Below are 18426 nucleotides of genomic sequence, written 5' to 3'. Positions count from 1 at the left end.
TACATCTTTCGACACAAAAGGCAAAGGCACCCGCTTCGGGTGCCTTGTGACAATTTGGTTAGGTTTTAATCAACCAACCCGATATTCTTATTTAAACTCCGCCACCAGTTTATCAAACTCTTCGGCGGTAATTTCCGGGTTTTGAGCTGCAAGCGGCTCTTGGCGGAAGCCCGGAACGAGGTCCTCGTAGCTCTTCCGTTCCTTATTCTGATAAATGAGCCCTGTCAGCAGCCCTCCCGTTTCCATCAGTTTGGTCATGGCTTGGATGCGGTTGCTGGAATCATAACCTTCTACCGTATCCAAATTGGTGATGTTCTCTTTAAACCAGTCGTAAGTGTTTACTTTATTGAAAGTAACGCAAGGGCTGAAGACGTTGATTAAAGAGAAACCTTCGTGTTTGATGCCTTCCTCGATCAAAGCGGTCAGCTGCTTGAGGTCGCTTGAGAACGACTGGGCCACAAACGTGGCTCCGGAGGACAAAGCCAGCTCCAGCGGTGACAGCGCCGATTCAATCGAACCTTCAGGGGTGCTTTTTGTTTTGAAGCCCTCTGCGCTGCGCGGGGAGGTTTGGCCTTTCGTCAGGCCGTAAATCTGGTTATCCATAACGATGTAAGTGATATTGATGTTGCGGCGGATCGCATGAATCGTATGCCCCATCCCGATAGCAAAGCCGTCGCCGTCGCCGCCGGAGGCGATAACCGTCAGATCGCGGTTCGCCAGCTTAACGCCTTGGGCGATCGGAAGAGCACGGCCATGGATGCCATGCAGGCCGTAAGCGTTGATGTAACCGGAAATCCGGCCGGAGCATCCGATTCCCGAAATGACTGCCAGCTGCTCAGGCTCGAGTCCGACATTCGCTGCTGCACGCTGGATAGCCGCCTGTACGGAGAAGTCTCCGCAGCCGGGACACCAGTTCGGCTTGACGTTGTTGCGGAATTCTTTAAAAGTTGCCATTTTTAACCAACTCCCCGCTTTGTTTCTCTGCTGCTGACTGTTCATTGACCTTCAAACATTTGCTGTACACTTCGGACGGCAGGAACGGTGTGCCGTCATATTTGAGCATGTTCACGATTTTGTCGCGGAAGCCGACATTCAGCTTGATCAGTCCGGCTAGTTGTCCGGTTGCGTTATTTTCGAGAACAATCACTTTTTTTGCTTTCTCCAGATAAGGTGTGATTTCATTAACCGGGAACGGGTGCATCAAACGAACGGTAATATGATTCGTAGTAATGCCGTCTTCTTCCAGTCTTACGCGAGCTTGGTCGATTGTGCCGCCGGTCGAACCCATGCCGATAATCAACAGGTCCGGATTCTCGTGCGGAGCCTGTACATGAATCGGATTGTCGACTTGAATGCCGTCCAGCTTCCGAAGGCGTTTATCCATCATATTCTGGCGGTTCACCGGGCTTTCAGATGGCCGGCCGGATTCGTCATGCTCAACGCCGGTTACGTGATGAATGCCGTTTTTCTTGCCTGGAATAATCCGCGGCGATACGCCGCTGTTGGTCAGCTCATAACGTTTGAACAAGCTGCCGTCTTCACGTTCTGGCGTTTCCTCCACCAGCGCGCCGCGATCGATTTTGATTTTGCTGTAATCAAGCAGCTCACAAGACTGCTTGCCAAGCGAAAGCTGCAGGTCGGTCGCCAGAATAACCGGCACTTGATATTTTTCAGCCAAATTAAAGGCCTGGATCGTATCATAGAAACATTCTTCGATCGAGCTTGGTGCAAGTACAATCTTCGGAATTTCACCATGCGTGCCGTAGATCAGCGCATTGATATCACTCTGCTCCTGCTTGGTCGGAAGACCGGTTGACGGTCCACCGCGCTGAGTGTCAACAATGACAACCGGCGTTTCCGTCATGCCCGCAAGGCCGATTGCTTCCATCATCAAGGACAAACCAGGACCTGCGGAAGCCGTCATCGTTCTTACCCCGGCATAGTTGGCGCCAATCGCCATCGTAATCGCTGCAATTTCGTCTTCGGTTTGCACGACGGTGCCGCCAAACTTCGGAAGCTTCTTGATCAGGTATTCCATGATTTCCGAAGCGGGCGTAATCGGATACGCGCTCATGATCCGGCAGCCCGCCGCAACGGCGCCAAGGCCGATGGCATCGTTGCCGATCATAAACAATTTCTCTTTGCCGTCAGCCGGCTCCAGCTGGAAGCGCTCCAGCGGACCGCCAGCCAGCTCAAGCACGTATTCGGCGCCGCGTTTGACCGCTTCAACGTTCTTGTCGACGATCGCTTGGCCTTTGCGGCCGAATTCTTCTTCAACCGCTTTATTGAATACCTCCAGCGGCAATCCGAGCAGTGCCCAGGATGCTCCGGAAGCAACCATGTTTTTCATTAAGGAAGTGCCAAGTTCTTCTGCAATAGCTGTAATAGGAACTGCAAACAGCTTGGCGCTGCTGCCATCAGGAACGGTTGGATTGAATTTGGCGTCCGCCACAATAACCCCGTCCTGACAAAGCTCATGGGCATTGAGGTCGATGCTTTCTTGGTCGAAAGCCACCAAAATGTCCAAGTCATCGGAAATGGCCCGGATCGGACTGGTGCTGATTCTGATCTTGTTGTTGGTATGTCCGCCTTTGATACGGGATGAAAAATGTCTGTAGCCGTACAAATAATACCCCAAACGATTCAAAGCTGTTGAAAAAATCCGATCCGTACTTTCTACGCCTTCACCCTGCTGCCCGCCGATTTTCCATGACAATTGACTAATCAAACCGCCCACCCCTTTAATCGTATCGCATCAGAAGAATTTAATAAGTGCATGACTATTTCACAAAAATCAAGGCTGCTGAGGGGTCATCCCCCTCCAAAATATGAAATATCTGTTTCATAATCATGTCAATTTTATGTCGGCGGGGTGTAAAAAGCAAGCGTTTTCGCGCCTAATTCATATAGTAGTTTTCGATTAAACCGTTCTCGGTTCGTTATAGATTAAAGCGCTTTCTTTGTTGCTGGGAGCCAGGTTTGCAAAAACCGCATCGCATTGAGGCTCAGCCACTTGTCTACGAGCGGCTCTGCGTAGTATTTGAGCAGCAGCTCTTTCCATTTGACGTAGCAGGCGGCATTTTCCAAACCTTCAATATGTTCGTCGATGCCGTCGAAGTCCGATCCAAACATGAGATGATTTTCGGCCCCGAGGGAACACATATGCTCCAGATGCGGAAGAAGGTCGGTCATTTTGACGGGACCGGAAGCTTTGACGAATGGAGGCACAAAGGTCAGGCCGATTCTTCCGCCGAGACGGACTATCGTCCGTATCTGCTCATCGGACAGGTTCCGCGGATGATCGCAAATGTTAATGCTGTTGGAATGCGAGGCGATAAACGGCTTGCCGGCCTTCTCCGCCGCTTCGGTCAGCTCCCAGAATCCTTTAAGCGACAAATGGGACACATCCAAAATAATGCCCAGCTCATGGCACAGCTTGATCAGTTCAAGGCCCTTCTGTGTAAAGCCGCCGCCCCGCGGCTCCATAATGCCGTCCGCAGCCCAGTTGGCATGGTTCCATGTAATGCCCAGAAACCGCACGCCAAGATCATAGCAATTCTGCACATATTTCAGGTTGCCCTCAAGTCCATGCGCGCCCTCCAGTGAAAGCATCCCCCCGGTTCCCCCTCCGGCGGCGTTTAAGGAAGCCAGCTCCTGCCGGCTTGTTATCAGCGGAATTCCGGCTTTCTCCACCTCCGTGCGGTATAAGCTGATCTGCTCCAGCACCCGCCCAATCCGGGCTTTCTCCTGTTCATCGTCGATGAATACGGCAAAACACTGCAGGCCCACTCCGCCCTGCCGAAGTTTCTTGGCTGATACATCCAGCCTCTCATCCTCCTCAAACCGAATGTTAGGGTTCTCCTGCAGCTTGCTTAAGGCATCACAATGAAAATCAATAATTCCCCACTTCAATCCCTTCACTACCCTTCATCAAAATTCAGGTTGAACTCTCCCTCATCCAGCGGTGTTAAGTTCCATTATAGTAAAAATTATAGTTGAAAATGCAAAAAACCTGTCTGCCCCCGGCAAACAGGTTGATTAAAAAGGTTTCATCTCGGCTCCACAATCAGCTTGATGGCTGTCCGGTCTTCTCCGTCTATCACAATATCCGTAAAAGCAGGGACACAAATCAGATCGACTCCGCTGGGAGCCACAAACCCACGGGCAATGGCCACCGCCTTGATGGCCTGATTAAGCGCACCTGCACCGATCGCCTGAAGTTCAGCAGCGCCTCGTTCTCTCAGCACACCCGCAAGTGCACCGGCAACGGAGTTGGGGTTGGATTTTGCTGAAACCTTTAATACTTCCATGGTAAGTACCTCCCTGTGATTAATAGTTTGGTTTCCACTACCTTGACAGATGATCTGTTAGATCATATTCGGGAGATTTGGAATAATTCCTTCTTTTTGGAAGCGATCAGATAAAAAAGAGTCTCCGCTCACTGCCCCGTCCCAGCGCCGTGAATCTACAGTTCACGGCTATAGACTCCACAGAGCCGGTTAGTCAAGCAACACCCTTGGCCACCCGGTTGACAGCACGCTCAGGCTTGTTAATCCATCGTCCATTCGTCTTCGAGCAGCCTTATTTTGCGGATAGACTTCGCTTTGCCAGTCTGGTCATCCAGATCGGCAACAATAGCGTGGAATTGCCATTTGCCATTGCACACCTGGAAACGAACAGGAAGCTGGGTTTTGAACTTGCGCAGCACCGCTTCACGTTCCATGCCGAGGATGCCCTCTCTGGAGCCGACCATACCCACATCGGTAATATAAGCCGTGCCTTCCGGCAGCACGATGTCGTCATTGCTTTGCACATGCGTATGCGTACCTACGACTACGGAGGCGCGTCCGTCCAGATGCCAGCCCATCGCAATTTTCTCTGAAGTAGCTTCAGCATGGAAGTCCACAAAAATAAACTTGTGTTTCTTCTTCAGCTGATCCACAATTTCATCTGCTGCGCGGAACGGGCAGTCCAGCGGCGGCAGGAAGGTACGGCCCATCAGGTTTATGAGCGCCAGCTCTTTATTGCCGTTCCTGATAACCGTATATCCTCTGCCTGGAGTTCCCGGCGGATAATTGGCCGGTCTGATCATCCGCGGCTCATCGTCTATAAATTCAAAGATCTCCTTGTTATCCCAGGTATGATTGCCCATGGTCAAGCCATGAATGCCCATTTCAAAAAAATCCTTGGCTATCGACTTCGTAATCCCTCTTCCCGAAGCGGCATTTTCACCGTTCGCAATAATAATATCAGGGTTGTATTTGCTTTTGAGCTGAGGCAGCGTTTCTTTAAGTGCCTTGCGTCCTGTTTGCCCCACGATGTCTCCGATAAACAGCACCTTCAACGTTAAGTCCTCCTCTGATTCTCCATTTGGCTAAGAGCCGTTTGCTTTTACAAAAAAGAAACAGGCGGCCCTGAAGGGCCGCCTGGGCAATTTCCTTTACTTGGCGTATTCAACCGCTCGTGTTTCGCGAATAACGGTGACCTTAATATGTCCCGGATAATCCAGTTCATTCTCAATCGTCTTCGTAATGTCGCGGGCAAGACGGAAGCTTTCGGCGTCGTCGATCTTCTCCGGCTGCACCATAACCCGTACCTCACGGCCAGCCTGGATTGCATAGGATTTCTCAACGCCCTCAAACGATTCGGAAATTTCCTCCAATTTCTCAAGCCGCCGGATATACGTTTCAAGCGTTTCACGGCGAGCTCCTGGACGGGCTGCAGACAAGGCGTCAGCAGCGCCTACAAGCATTGCAATCACAGAGGTCGCTTCTTCGTCCCCATGGTGGGAAGCGATACTGTTGATGACCACTGGATGCTCTTTGTATTTCTTCGCAAGCTCTACGCCGATCTCGACGTGGGAGCCTTCCACCTCATGGTCAAGCGCTTTGCCGATATCGTGCAACAGACCTGCGCGTTTGGCCAATACGATGTCTTCGCCAAGCTCTCCGGCCATAAGGCCGGCCAAATAAGCGACTTCCATCGAATGCTTGAGCACGTTCTGGCCATAGCTTGTCCGGAACTTCAGACGTCCCAGGATTTTGATCAAATCCGGATGAAGACCATGAACACCAACCTCGAACGTTGCCTGTTCGCCGTATTCGCGAATCCGCTCGTCTACCTCGCGGCGGGATTTCTCCACCATCTCTTCGATGCGGGCCGGATGGATCCGTCCATCGGCAACCAGCTTCTCAAGAGCATTGCGGGCAATCTCACGGCGGATTGGATCAAATCCGGACAAAATAACCGCTTCCGGCGTATCATCAATGATAAGATCAATACCGGTCAACGTTTCAAGGGCTCTGATGTTGCGGCCCTCACGACCGATAATCCGGCCTTTCATTTCTTCGTTCGGCAATGTTACCACAGATACCGTGGTTTCGGCTACATGATCAGCCGCGCAGCGCTGAATCGCGAGCGTGATGATTTCACGGGATTTCTTGTCCGCTTCCTCTTTGGCCTGCTGCTCGATGTCTTTGATCATCTGGGCTGTCTCATGGCGAACTTCCTGCTCCACATTGTTCAGGATAATGCTGCGAGCATCTTCCATCGTAAGGTTGGAGATCCGTTCCAGCTCAGCTACCTGTTTCTTGTACAGCATTTCAATCTGCTGCTGCGTTTCTTCGATACGTTTCTCCTTGCCGACCATTTGCTCTTCTTTGCGTTCTAATGATTCAATTTTCTTATCCAGCGACTCTTCTTTTTGCAACAATCGTCTTTCCTGTCGTTGGGCTTCATTCCGACGTTCACGAATGTCTTTATCAGCTTCGGTCCGGAGCTTATGGATTTCATCCTTGGCTTCCAGTACCGTTTCCTTCTTCAGTGCTTCTGCTTCTTTCTTCGCGTTTTCTACGATCTGAAGCGCAGCATGTTCTGCACTGGAAATTTTAGCTTCTGCAAGAGATTTGCGGATAAAATATCCGATCCCGAACCCAAAGATTAATGCGACGACAACGAGAATGATCGAAAGCCACACTTGCATCATGTCTTTCACCTCCCCGTTGTTTTCTCCAAGGCATTCCTTGGGAGAGTGCAGTTGTCAAATTACTTTTCCCTTTAGTCTTCTCATACAAAGAATCGAAAAACAAGACGATTCAGTAAGTCGCACATGCTGCCCATGTGCTTCTTCGGCTATATCCCGCGGAAGATTGGCAAATACAGGATACACACGATAGGAATCATTATAGAAATTACATTTTGGAAAGAAAAATGTCTATAGGATTCTTGTTCATTTTATTATTCCGCGAAAGAAATTGTCAAGCTGTGACATGTTGCCGCGCCTTTGTTTGGGAGCGAAGGATCAGAAATCCTCCTCCTCGTTAATCATCCATTCATCATCTGTTTCGCCTAAGCCCCGTATCACCCTCGATACGACGCCTCCTTTAAATCCTCGGCGCATCAGGAAAGCTCCGATTTTACGTTTCCGCTCTTGCGGTTCCCCATTCGTCCGCTGCCAGCGCTTCTCGGCCAGCGTCCGTGCGGCTTCGAATTCGGCCTCTTCATCCACCTGCTCCAGTGCAGCTTCGATATACGGCTTGGAGATGCCTTTCTGACGCAGTTCCTGCCTGATCCACAGCTTACCCTTGCCTTGGCCCTCAAGCCGCTGCTGAGCCCATTCTACAGCGTACTCAGCATCATTCAGATAACCTTCCCGCTCCAGCCGGTCTGCCGTTTGCACGGCGACCCTTTCGCTCCAGCCCTTCTCTTGAAGCCGTACCGTCACTTCATGCCTGGTACGGGGTTTCCTTCCTAAATAAGCAAGCCCCGCCGCATAAGCCTGTTGTTTCTCATCGGCCTTAACTATCTCTTCCAGCTCGGTCCGGGTGAACAGCCCCCCTTTGAGCATGCGGAATTTGATCATCGTATTCTCATGCACTTCCAGACAGTGCTCCATAAAACAAATGCGATACCTTTGTCTATTTTTCCAGCCTTGCAGCTGCTTCACACTGGTAATTTCCAACTGCTCGCGCTCCGGAAAAGAAGCCAACACGTCAGCTGCTTGCTCTTCCTGCTGTTCCGGCATCGGATCGTCTCCCTTGGTTTCCCATTTGATTGCATGCAAAAAAGCGCTCTGGGATTTCCACAGAGCGCTGGATTGAAAACGTCTTATTCAGCTTCAAAAAGCGCCTGTTCTTCCAGTCGGTCCGCTTCATCATCTTCTGCAGAAACCGCAGGAACAACCGTGGTCAAGCTGCTTGCCTCACGAATTTTAAGCTCGATGGCATCAGCAATCTCCTTATGCTCTTTCAAAAACTGCTTGGCATTCTCCCGGCCTTGGCCCAAACGTTCGCCAGCATAGGAGTACCAGGCACCACTCTTGTCTACGATATCCAATTCGACCCCAATGTCGACAATGCTTCCTTCTCTTGAAATACCTTCGCCGTACATAATGTCAAGCTCAGCTTGTTTGAAAGGAGGAGCTACCTTGTTCTTCACGACTTTAACCCGGGTACGGTTCCCCACCATGTCGTTGCCCATTTTAATCGTCTCAATACGGCGGACATCAAGACGTACCGTGGAGTAGAATTTCAAAGCCCGGCCGCCTGGAGTGGTCTCCGGATTGCCGAACATAACGCCAACCTTCTCCCGCAACTGGTTAATAAAGATAGCGATCGTCTTCGATTTGCTGATTGCCCCGGACAACTTACGCAAAGCCTGGGACATCAGTCTTGCTTGAAGACCAACATGGGAGTCGCCCATTTCGCCTTCAATTTCCGCTTTAGGCACCAATGCCGCAACGGAGTCGATAACAATGATATCAACGGCACCGCTGCGTACAAGCGCTTCGGCGATTTCCAGTGCCTGCTCGCCCGTATCCGGCTGAGACAGCAGCAATTCATCAATATTTACGCCAAGCTTGTTGGCATAAGAAGGGTCAAGCGCATGCTCCGCATCAATAAAAGCGGCTTGTCCGCCAATCTTTTGTACTTCCGCAATAGCATGAAGTGCTACCGTTGTTTTACCGGAGGATTCCGGTCCATATACTTCAATAATACGGCCGCGGGGAAACCCGCCGGTGCCGAGTGCAATATCTAAAGCCAAGGAGCCACTGGGAACGATTTCCACTTGCATGTGGGTCGATTCTCCCAATTTCATAATGGAACCTTTACCGAATTGTTTTTCTATTTGACGAAGCGCCATTTCCAACGCTGCACGACGATCTGACAATCAGCTCACATCCTTAATGAGAATAAATACAAACGTTCTTCCTACATAAATTATACCTTGTTTTAGAGCTTTTGCCAAGCATTTTTCGAACATACATTCGTTTTTTTGAAGTTGCTCGCCTCCTGCCTTCATTTGCTCGCCCGCATTGCACCCTTGCCCTGAATCCGGTACGTTTGTCAGTGCCATAAAAAAGAACCGCAGCAATCTTAAGGAAAGTTGCTGCGGTTCTTCCGCTAAAACCATTATAAAGGAAACTCCTGCATATTGCAAAACAGGAATACTTTCCTTATTCCATGTTCAAACCAAAGCCCGTTCGTTCAGCCTGCGCCAAAGCTGGTAAAGAATCGACTTGGCCGAACGGAGCCGGATCGTCTCACGATTGCCTTTCAAATTCAATTGGAAAGTGGTTGTCGGTTTGCCCCGTTCGGAAAGTCCGATATAAACGAGACCCACGGGTTTCCGTTCGGAATAAGCCGGGCCGGCTACGCCGGTTACCGACAAACCAAAATCGGCATCCATAACCATCCGCACCTGCTCGGCCAGCACCTCGGCTGTTTCCTTACTGACCGCCCCCGGTGCCTCTTCCCCTTCCAGCAAATCATGAGGAACATTCAGGAGTTTCTCTTTCATGTCGTTGGAATAACAAACGATTCCGCCTTTAAAGACCGTTGCACATCCGGGAATAGCCGTCAGATTCCCCATCAGCAAGCCGCCTGTACAGCTTTCCGCAACAGCCACGGTCAAATGGTGTTCTGTAAGCAGATCGACAATTACTTTCTCAATCGGCACATCTTCATTGGCATAAAGATTCTCGGGAAGCCGCGCACGAATCTGAGCTTCAAGCGCATCCAGCTTCTCCTCTGCCTCTGTAACCGATAAAGCCTTGGTAGAAACCCGCACCGTCACTTCGCTTTCTTTCGCATAAGGAGCCAGAGTCGGATCGCTTTGGCCTTCAATCAGATCAAGCAATTCCGTTTCAAGAGCGGATTCTCCAATTCCGGCAAACTTCAGCATCCTGGAGTACAGGGGTTTCTCCTCGGTAAGCACATGCTGAAGAATCCAGTTTTTAACCTGCTCTTCAAACATCGGCATCAGTTCCTTAGGCGGACCTGGCAGCAGTATGTAATGTTTGCCGTCTTCCGATAAAGCATTGCCGATCGCAAGACCGGTCGAATTGGGAAGCGGCGAAGCCCCGTCAATCGACAAAGCCTGGCGTTTATTATTTTCGGTCATAGGACGGGAACGGTCTTTAAAGAACTGCTCAACATGATCCATAGCCAGCCTGTCCAAATGCAAGGAACGTCCGAGCACGGCGGCAAGGGCATCTTTGGTCAAATCGTCCTGCGTAGGTCCCAGACCTCCTGTAAAGATCAAAACGTCCGCCCGCTTCTGCGCTGTGCGAATCGCTTCCTGAAGGCGGTCCATATTGTCGCCGACCACGGTCTGAAAATAAACATCAATACCGAGAGCGGCCAATTCCTGTGACAAATACTGTGCATTTGTATTTACAATTTGACCAAGCAGAAGCTCGGTTCCGACAGCGATAATTTCGGCTTTCACTTCTGTCCAACCCCTTTGCTGCAAATAGTGAAGCTGTCCTTAATGCTTAAACTTTAGATAAAGAAAGGATGCTTTTATTCTTCACAAAATAATCAATGCCGGAGTAGATAGTAATAACGGCTGCAAGCCAAATCGCGATATCGTCAAACGGAATGTTGATCCATTCAAACGGGAAATTATTCAGCAGCAATGCGCTGATCGCAATAATTTGGGTAATCGTTTTGGCTTTGCCCCATTTGCTCGCCGCAATGACCGAACCCTCCAGCAGGGCAACCTCGCGAAGTCCGGTTACCGCGAACTCCCGGCTGATAATAATAACCGAAATCCACGCGCTGCATTTGCCCATGGCAGTCAAGGATACCAGAACCGCCGCAACCAAAAGCTTATCGGCAAGAGGGTCCAGCAATTTCCCAAGATTCGTGACCATATTATTTTTGCGAGCCAAATAGCCGTCAATTCCGTCCGTGCTCGCGGCCACAATAAACAGCAGCGCTGCAATCAGCTGATTCAGCGGCAGGCTATAGTTCCCCCAATGCAGGCTGCTGAAGTTCTTCTCATCGATCAGCAGAAACACCAGCATCAGCGGAATTAAAAAAATCCGGGACAACGTTATTTTATTCGGTAAATTCACAACTCATCCTCCCCGTACAAGTTCCGGATCTTATTTGTCCTTGCTTCTTTCGACCCTAAGCCGTTCATGATAATTTCCCCCAAAGATGCAGACTAAGAACACCCAAAATATATCTTAACAAGTATAATATACGGCAAAATCAGAGTCAAAATATCCCTCGGAGAAGATCATTACAGCATTACATCACATCATTAACCCCATTCGGGGGCTGTGACTACTTGAGTCTGCCGATTACTTAAAGTTTGTAAATTGAAGATCCAGCTGGATGTCGGCATTTCTAAGCAGAGCCATCACCGATTGAAGATCGTCTTTGCTTTTACCGGTGACCCGAATCGAGTCCCCTTGGATCTGGCTTTTTACTTTCAGCTTCGAATCCCGGATGAGCGTATTGATTTTTCTAGCCACATCCTGTTCAATCCCCTGTTTCAGTTTGATGCGCTGGCGGACCGTCCCGAGGGACGCCGGTTCAACCTTGCCGTAATCGAGATTTTTGATCGGCAAACCGCGTTTAATCATTTTGGACTGTAAAATATCAATGACTGCCCCCAGCTTATATTCATCATCCGATGCAATCACCAGGGCATCCTTCTCCAGCGTCAGGCTGCTTTTGCTGTTCTTGAAGTCAAAGCGGTTATCAATTTCGCGTTCCGTCTGATTAATCGCGTTGGTTAGCTCCTGCATATCAAATTTGGAGACAATATCAAATGAGCTTTCTGAAGCCATAAAATCACTATCCTTTTCTCTGTTTTGTGTTATCTATTATAGGAAAAACAACGTTGCAAGTCCATTTTCTTGAAACCCGCCTCATTAAAAACAAAGCGGGATGCGGGCAAGCTCACCTCACCGGCTTCATAAACACAAAACAGGCGCTTTTCCCTTTAGAAAAGCGCCTGTCCGGAGTCCTTCAGTTTAATGTGTGCTTCTTTCCGGCGTTCGGAACATGTTCAAAACGCCAAGCACAATATGAGCCAACCCGAATCCCAATATTCCGTATCCCCAAGCATTTGGCGTGAGGTAGTAGCCGATCAGCGATACGATGATCCCGATCCCTGCTACAATCCAGCTTGTTATCACAATGCCCACCTCTCTTCATAGTCAAGATCATTGCCGGCTGACCCAAGCAGTTGCAATGTTATTCTTTCCTATGAAGAAAACGGTTATGCGATAAGACCTTATGGAGCGGACGTTCCTTCGGTTCCCTCGGCGTTATCCGTTGTGCCTCCAGCAGACCCTGCATCTTCCGGAGATACTAGGTTCAACTGGATTTTAGCCGTATTTCGCTCATCCACCACCGGCTGCCCTCCAACCGTAATGGTCGTATAAGGAGAAGCGCCCGATTTGACAAACATGCCTTGGCTGTCCAAATCATAAGTAATGGTTTGACCATCTTCAAGGTTTTGGTAATAGAGTTTCTCTCCGTCTTTGTCTACCCGGCGAACCTCCACCCAGCTTTTGCCTCCGCTTGCCGTGATCTGCACGGGAACAGGCGCCCCGTTCGGGCTTTGTACCTGGAACTGCACAGCACTGCCCTTTTTGCCGTCCGGCGTCACGACAACACCGTCTGTTGCCGGAGGAGTCGAACCTTCCGGATTCCCCGCTGCATCCGAGGAAGCGGGATCTGATGAAGGAGGAGCTGTCGGCGGAACCGAAGCCTGACCGCCGCCTGCCGCACCGGACGGATCAGGGCTTGCCGACGGTACCCCGGCTGCCGCGTCGCTTGGCGACACTTCGCCGCTTGTAACCGGAGTAGGGTCTGCTGTTTTATTGCTGTCTCCTTTGTTATTGTTGATCACCACTAAATAAATAACCGCAACAATAATCACCAGGAAGGACCACATAAGAACGGTGGAAAGCCACTTGGAATTTCCTTCGGAAGACGCTTTGGTTCTTCTCCGCTGCAAGACAGGCTCCATAACCGGTTCGGGCTCAGCGGAAGGAACGGTCTGCTGATGTTCATTCAGCAGCTCCTCCGAGCTGACGCCTACAGCCTCTGCATATGTTTTTATAAACGCTCTAACATAGAAACTTCCTGGAAGAACTTTATAATCACCGGCCTCGATGGCCTCTAAATATCGTTTTCTAATTTTTGTCATTTCCTGAACATCATCCAGCGATAAGCCGCGTGCCAAACGCGCTTCTTTAAGCTGCTGGCCTAAATCTGACATTTACCATCACCTCCTGCTTTTAATATGGCTCAATCTGCCCCTAGATTTCTTCGTTATAAATGGTTACAAACGTATCATAAACGATTTCCTCATCCGGATTGTTTCGCAATTCAATAATAATGTCAAAATCGTCATAATTGTATTCGGATTCTTTCATAAAAACGTCCGGATGCTCAACCACCTTGGTGGAAGGCATGGACATAATCTGCTGCAGTAACTGGTAGTGTTTCTCATTAGAACGCAAAGTACTCACAATCCCGTCAATAATGAATACATTTGATGGATTGCATTCTTCTTCCGAAAGCTGACTACGCACCGTTTGGCGCAGAAGAGTTGAAGATACAAAAGTCCAGTGTTTCATGGCGCAGACGCTGCCGGCAATAATCGATTCCGTTTTGCCCACTCTCGGCATTCCGCGTAAGCCGATGACTTGATGACCTTCTCTTTTAAATAATTCACCCAAAAAGTCAACAAGCAACCCAAGTTCGTCGCGGGTAAACCGGAAAGTTTTCAAATCATCGGAATCTCGGTCTATATACCGGCCGTGGCGAACAGCAAGAATATCTACAAGTTTAGGATGTCTTAGTGCTGAAACAGTAACGCTGCCGACGGTTTTCAACATGTCGCCAAGCAGCGCGATTTTCCGTTCATCATCCGTTTCCAGCAGCATTCCCCGGGTTTTTCCTTCGACACCATTGATGGTTAAAATGTTGACCTCCAGCATCCCCAGCATGGAAGCAATATCCCCCAAAAGACCTGGACGATTCTTATGTATGGTATATTCTAGATACCACTGTTGTTGTTCTCCCAAAACCCTACACCCTTTCCCCTGCTCATACTTCATTCGACAATGGAGGACATGATTCCTTCCCATCCGATCAAACTCGCCATAACTCACGAACAACACATCATTTTTAATGATATAGAAAACGGTATTGAAAGGCAAGCAGAGGTATAAAAATCAAGACATACGAAAAGCTCCCTCCCGGGAGCTTTCCGCCGCATATCAGACCGTATACGATTCGGGACCAAAGCCGAATGAAAGCGGAAGTCGTGTAGCTTATCACCCAACCGCTTGTTATGCGTTTTTCTTGGCCAGCTTCACCATCAAACGGGCAATGGTTCTGCGCTCTTCTTCGTCTCCGACTTCCCAAAGTTCTTTCAGCGCACGGTTGGAAGCATTTTGCGGATCAACTTTATCTTCAAGGAAGCCCCCGATTTCAAAAGCCAGATTCGCAATCGTTTCTTCACTCATGCCGGAATTTTCGGCATGTTTGATGCGCTCGCCAAGGAACTTTTTCCAGGAATCGAAATTATTCAGTACAGATGACATTGTTTTACTCCTCCTATCACTTGAGCGAATGGAATGGGTCAACACTCGTAATATGTGATAAAAGGAGCTTATTTATGCAGCCTCCACACGGTCAAGGCAGGTGGTAAAATAAACAGGCGCAGGCTGCGATTTTTAAATCGGCCCCTGCCGGGTTGGGCCGAGAAGCGTCTAAACCCGGCAGCTATCAGGTGATCCAGCCCCCGTTTGGGCTGATGATCTGACCCGTGATATACCCAGACTCGGGCAGCGCCAGGAAATACACAAGCGAGGAGATTTCCTCGGCCGTCGCCAGTCTGCCCGCAGGTATTTCTTCCTCCAGCTGCCTGATCTCTTCCTCCGAGAAGCCGCTCATCATCTCGGTTTGCACCGCACCGGGAGCCACGGCGTTCACCGTTACTCCGGACGGAGCAAGCTCTTTGGCCAGCGCCTTCGTAAAGGCATTTACCCCGCCTTTGGCTGCCGAATAAACGACTTCGCAGGAAGCGCCAGAGATGCCCCAAATCGAGCTGACATTAATAATCCGCCCGTATTTCTGGCCTACCATATAAGGCATAAAAGCCTGACTGCACAGGAAGACCCCCTTAAGGTTGACATCCATCACTTCATCCCAATCATCTTCCGTCACGTCAGCCAGCATGCCGTATTTGGCAACACCCGCATTGTTGACCAGAATATCCGGATGCAAGCCATGATCCTCGAGCCGGCTTTTCATTCGGGCAATCTCTTCCTTGTTCCGCAAATCGGCGGATACGGTATACACTTTAGCCCCCAGCTCCAAGCAACGTCTGGCCACTTCATTGGCCGCTTCGTGCGACTTGCTGTAATGAATGACGATATTCATGCCAACCGCGGCGAAACGTTCGGCGATTTTGGCGCCAATCCCCCTGCTTCCGCCTGTGACCAGAACGGTCATTTCACCGATGTTCTTCTCTCCCCCGTTAATCACTCCGGACTCACCACAAGCGATACCGCCAGCTGGTTCCAATCCGCGTGCTCGCGCAGGCGTTCATTCACCTCATCCAGCGTAATGGATTCGTACAGCTGAACCACGGAGAACAAATCTCCTCCGCGGAAGCGGTAGCGGGTAAATTCATGGGCAATATTTTCCGGCGAATTCAGCATGCGCAGGTGACCGCCGATCTTCTTTTTCACAGCCCGCTCAAAGTCTGTTCGTTCAAAGCCGCTTCCTGCCAGTTTGGTTACTTCTTCCTTCACCGTTGACAGCAGCAAATCCGGATCGCGTGTATCTCCGCCGACGGCCGAGAACGAATAATTTTCATCACTGTTATATTCATGGCCGAAGCTGTCCGAAATCAGTTCCATATCATACAGCTTCTGATACAGCTTGGTGCTCGAGCCAAACAGCAGATCCAGCATCAGCTTGGTGACCAGGTCGCGCCGGATCAAAGCCTCTCCCGTCAAGCCGACCTTGGTATCCTTGAAGCCGAACAGACATTTCGGCAGAGAAACCGGAAGTTTGATGACTTTTTTGGCTTCCGCTACGGCATGAGGTTCCTGATCAAACAAACGTTCGATATTCCCCTGCGGCTTGTAATTTTTGCCGGCCTGATTGTCCCGGACCCGCTTGAGTACCTGCTCCGGATCAACTCCGCCCACAACAAACAGCAGCATATTGCTAGGATGGTAGAAAGCGTTGTAACAGGTGTACAAGGTTTCCTTTGTAATGGTGCCGATGGACTCAACCGTTCCGGCAATATCAATATGAACCGGGTGAACCTTATAGAAAGCTTCGATCAATCCGAAGTAAACACGCCAGTCCGGATTGTCCTGGTACATGTTGATTTCCTGGCCGATAATGCCTTTCTCCTTCTCCACGTTCTGATCGGTAAAATAGGGGTTCTGTACGAAATTCACCAGCGTTTCAATGTTCTCGTATACGTAATCGGTCGCCGAGAACAAATACACGGTTTGATTAAAGCTCGTAAACGCGTTGGCGGAAGCACCATGGGAAGCAAAGGTGGAGAAAATATCCCCCTCCGGCTCCTCGAACATTTTATGCTCCAGGAAATGAGCAATCCCGTCGGGAACCTTAACTTCATCCTGTCCTTCGACTTTAAAATGATTGTCGATCGAGCCGTATTTGGTTGAGAAGGTGGCGTATGTTTTTGAGAAACCGGGTTTCGGCAGTACATACACCTCAAGCCCGTTCTCCATTTTCTCATGATAGAGCGTTTCCTGAAGTTTATCGTAAGTAATCTTCTCCACCGGTTATTCCTCCTTCTGTCCTGTCAGGAAATAAATCGTGTCCAAATGGAAGGTTTCCGCCGCCTTGACGATATCCTGCTTGGTAACGGCTTCGACCTGCTCCAGCAGCTGCTCCGCCGGACGGTCTTTGCCTGACAAAACACGGTTGAAATCATAAGCGATCATCTCGAACGCCGAATCCTGCATTTCCCGCAGCTGGTTGCGGATCATTGCTTTGGTCTGGCTCATTTCAAGCTCGCTGATTTCGCCTTGCCGCAAGCTCTCAAGCTGCTCTTTAATGATGGTCAGCGCTTTCTCATAATTCTGGATTTCAATCCCCGACTGGATGGTAGCCAATCCTTTATGCCCGTCGTACCGTGAAGAAGCGTAATAAGCGAGGCTGGCTTTCTCCCGTACATTAACGAACAGCTTGGAATGCGGATAACTCCCGAGGATTCCGCTGTACATCAAAGCCGAAGCATAACGGTCATCCCCATAAGTGATCGGCGTCCGGAGCCCCATGTTCAGTTTGCCCTGGTTAACATTCAAACGCTCGGTGACACTATTGACTCCCCTTGGCTCAAACTCCACCTCTTCAGGGATATAAGAAGGGGAAGCGGAACGACTCAGCGGAAAATGTTTCTTAACCAAAGCTGAGACTTCTTCCAGGGAAGTATCCCCCACCACGTAAAGATCCAGGTGAGCCTGCTGCAGCCATTTTTCGTAAGCCTGGTACAGGCTCTGTTCGGTAATGCTCTCCAGCTGCTCCCGGCTGCCCAGAGGATTTAGACGGTAAACATCCTGTTTAAACATCTCCTCCATACAACGTTCAGCCGCGTATCTAGCCTTGTCGTTGATGATCGATTCCAGCTTCTTGCGCACATTGTCTTTCTCTGCTTTCACATAAGATGCTTTGAAAGCTCCGTTCTCTGTAAGCGGCCTAGTGACGACTTCACCCAGGAACGAAAAGGTTTGCTCCAGAAGGGAATCCTCTGATTTCACAAATGAGTCATTAATCGTATCCATACGAAACGTAATCAGCTGATAATTACCTCTCTTATATACGTCAAAGCCAAACCCGGCGCCGTACATATGCTCTAGCTGTTCGCGGAACTGAGTTGTTTCCGGATAAGAAGCTGTACCTCTGCGCAGCACAAACGGTGTTAAGGCCGTAGGCGTCACTTGTTCTTCCTTCAGTGGAATGCCGGCGTAAAGCGAAACGGCAAAAGTTTTGAAACGTTTGGTTGGCAGCACATGAATCCGGATATGATTCACTTCGCCTCGTTCAAACTGCATCGTTGTCAAGAGTCAAAACCCCTTTTCAAAAGACTGATTTAAGATGGTCCCGAAAATGTAGTTCCATT

At 49.7% G+C, this 18426-nt stretch carries 19 protein-coding genes; all 19 read right to left on the bottom strand.

The annotated features are described in order from the left end of the window. Positions 1-87 precede the first annotated feature (87 nt). On the bottom strand, positions 88-954 hold the full coding sequence (locus tag AWM70_RS05370) for a 2-oxoacid:ferredoxin oxidoreductase subunit beta (RefSeq protein ID WP_068694679.1): 867 nt from the start codon (positions 952-954) through the stop codon (positions 88-90). Next, the gene (locus AWM70_RS05365; protein WP_068694678.1) at positions 941-2728 is read right to left on the bottom strand and encodes a 2-oxoacid:acceptor oxidoreductase subunit alpha; all 1788 of its coding nucleotides are present in this window, start codon (positions 2726-2728) and stop codon (positions 941-943) included. The genes AWM70_RS05370 and AWM70_RS05365 overlap by 14 nt, the downstream gene beginning before the upstream one ends. Positions 2729-2946: 218 nt before the next feature. After that, positions 2947-3921: a dipeptidase gene (locus AWM70_RS05360; protein WP_335582146.1), complete on the bottom strand. Its 975-nt coding sequence runs from the start codon at positions 3919-3921 to the stop codon at positions 2947-2949. 128 nt (positions 3922-4049) lie between these two features. After that, positions 4050-4310, bottom strand: coding sequence for a stage V sporulation protein S (locus AWM70_RS05355; protein ID WP_005550495.1), 261 nt, complete (start codon positions 4308-4310; stop codon positions 4050-4052). Between the two features lie 239 nt (positions 4311-4549). Continuing rightward, on the bottom strand, positions 4550-5344 hold the full coding sequence (locus tag AWM70_RS05350; protein ID WP_068694676.1) for a TIGR00282 family metallophosphoesterase: 795 nt from the start codon (positions 5342-5344) through the stop codon (positions 4550-4552). A gap of 96 nt (positions 5345-5440) precedes the next feature. Further along, positions 5441-6982, bottom strand: coding sequence for a ribonuclease Y (gene rny, locus AWM70_RS05345; RefSeq protein WP_068700388.1), 1542 nt, complete (start codon positions 6980-6982; stop codon positions 5441-5443). Between the two features lie 318 nt (positions 6983-7300). Next, positions 7301-8023 carry a regulatory protein RecX gene (locus AWM70_RS05340; protein WP_068694675.1) on the bottom strand — a complete coding sequence of 241 codons (723 nt, stop codon included), beginning with the start codon at positions 8021-8023 and terminating at the stop codon, positions 7301-7303. Between the two features lie 83 nt (positions 8024-8106). Continuing rightward, positions 8107-9168: a recombinase RecA gene (gene recA / locus AWM70_RS05335; RefSeq protein WP_068694674.1), complete on the bottom strand. Its 1062-nt coding sequence runs from the start codon at positions 9166-9168 to the stop codon at positions 8107-8109. Continuing rightward, complete coding sequence (locus AWM70_RS05330) at positions 9169-9411, bottom strand: hypothetical protein (RefSeq protein ID WP_068694673.1); 243 nt, start codon at positions 9409-9411, stop codon at positions 9169-9171. Between the two features lie 54 nt (positions 9412-9465). Further along, positions 9466-10728 carry a competence/damage-inducible protein A gene (locus AWM70_RS05325; protein ID WP_068694672.1) on the bottom strand — a complete coding sequence of 421 codons (1263 nt, stop codon included), beginning with the start codon at positions 10726-10728 and terminating at the stop codon, positions 9466-9468. 46 nt (positions 10729-10774) lie between these two features. After that, on the bottom strand, positions 10775-11359 hold the full coding sequence (pgsA, locus tag AWM70_RS05320; RefSeq protein ID WP_068694671.1) for a CDP-diacylglycerol--glycerol-3-phosphate 3-phosphatidyltransferase: 585 nt from the start codon (positions 11357-11359) through the stop codon (positions 10775-10777). Between the two features lie 231 nt (positions 11360-11590). Further along, complete coding sequence (locus tag AWM70_RS05315) at positions 11591-12082, bottom strand: YajQ family cyclic di-GMP-binding protein (protein ID WP_068694670.1); 492 nt, start codon at positions 12080-12082, stop codon at positions 11591-11593. A 186-nt stretch (positions 12083-12268) separates the two neighbouring features. Further along, positions 12269-12433: a hypothetical protein gene (locus AWM70_RS23415; RefSeq protein WP_169823405.1), complete on the bottom strand. Its 165-nt coding sequence runs from the start codon at positions 12431-12433 to the stop codon at positions 12269-12271. 98 nt (positions 12434-12531) lie between these two features. Continuing rightward, a complete protein-coding gene (locus AWM70_RS05310; protein WP_068694669.1) occupies positions 12532-13524 on the bottom strand; it encodes a RodZ domain-containing protein in 993 nt (330 codons plus the stop codon). 40 nt (positions 13525-13564) lie between these two features. Beyond that, positions 13565-14368 carry a DUF3388 domain-containing protein gene (locus AWM70_RS05305; protein ID WP_068694668.1) on the bottom strand — a complete coding sequence of 268 codons (804 nt, stop codon included), beginning with the start codon at positions 14366-14368 and terminating at the stop codon, positions 13565-13567. Positions 14369-14602: 234 nt separating this feature from the next. Continuing rightward, complete coding sequence (locus AWM70_RS05300) at positions 14603-14857, bottom strand: DUF3243 domain-containing protein (RefSeq protein ID WP_068694667.1); 255 nt, start codon at positions 14855-14857, stop codon at positions 14603-14605. A gap of 184 nt (positions 14858-15041) precedes the next feature. Then, positions 15042-15770: an elongation factor P 5-aminopentanone reductase gene (gene ymfI / locus AWM70_RS05295; protein WP_068700386.1), complete on the bottom strand. Its 729-nt coding sequence runs from the start codon at positions 15768-15770 to the stop codon at positions 15042-15044. Positions 15771-15799: 29 nt separating this feature from the next. Next, complete coding sequence (yfmH, locus tag AWM70_RS05290) at positions 15800-17083, bottom strand: EF-P 5-aminopentanol modification-associated protein YfmH (RefSeq protein WP_068694666.1); 1284 nt, start codon at positions 17081-17083, stop codon at positions 15800-15802. A gap of 3 nt (positions 17084-17086) precedes the next feature. Beyond that, the gene (gene yfmF, locus AWM70_RS05285; protein ID WP_068694665.1) at positions 17087-18367 is read right to left on the bottom strand and encodes an EF-P 5-aminopentanol modification-associated protein YfmF; all 1281 of its coding nucleotides are present in this window, start codon (positions 18365-18367) and stop codon (positions 17087-17089) included. Between the last annotated feature and the right edge of the window lie 59 nt (positions 18368-18426).

Source organism: Paenibacillus yonginensis, assembly GCF_001685395.1.
GTDB lineage: Bacteria > Bacillota > Bacilli > Paenibacillales > Paenibacillaceae > Fontibacillus > Fontibacillus yonginensis.
The sequence above is the reverse complement of the archived record's forward strand: the minus strand, read 5'-3'. Positions and strand labels throughout refer to the sequence as shown.

Bases quoted from the DNA above. Each gene is read 5' to 3' on its own strand.
- AWM70_RS05370 (WP_068694679.1), bottom strand. From the start codon at position 954: ATGGCAACTTTTAAAGAATTCCGCAACAACGTCAAGCCGAACTGGTGT.
- AWM70_RS05355 (WP_005550495.1), bottom strand. From the start codon at position 4,310: ATGGAAGTATTAAAGGTTTCAGCAAAATCCAACCCCAACTCCGTTGCC.
- rny (WP_068700388.1), bottom strand. From the start codon at position 6,982: ATGCAAGTGTGGCTTTCGATCATTCTCGTTGTCGTCGCATTAATCTTT.
- AWM70_RS05340 (WP_068694675.1), bottom strand. From the start codon at position 8,023: ATGCCGGAACAGCAGGAAGAGCAAGCAGCTGACGTGTTGGCTTCTTTT.
- AWM70_RS05330 (WP_068694673.1), bottom strand. From the start codon at position 9,411: ATGGTTTTAGCGGAAGAACCGCAGCAACTTTCCTTAAGATTGCTGCGG.
- AWM70_RS05315 (WP_068694670.1), bottom strand. From the start codon at position 12,082: ATGGCTTCAGAAAGCTCATTTGATATTGTCTCCAAATTTGATATGCAG.
- AWM70_RS05310 (WP_068694669.1), bottom strand. From the start codon at position 13,524: ATGTCAGATTTAGGCCAGCAGCTTAAAGAAGCGCGTTTGGCACGCGGC.
- AWM70_RS05305 (WP_068694668.1), bottom strand. From the start codon at position 14,368: ATGAAGTATGAGCAGGGGAAAGGGTGTAGGGTTTTGGGAGAACAACAA.
- AWM70_RS05300 (WP_068694667.1), bottom strand. From the start codon at position 14,857: ATGTCATCTGTACTGAATAATTTCGATTCCTGGAAAAAGTTCCTTGGC.
- ymfI (WP_068700386.1), bottom strand. From the start codon at position 15,770: ATGACCGTTCTGGTCACAGGCGGAAGCAGGGGGATTGGCGCCAAAATC.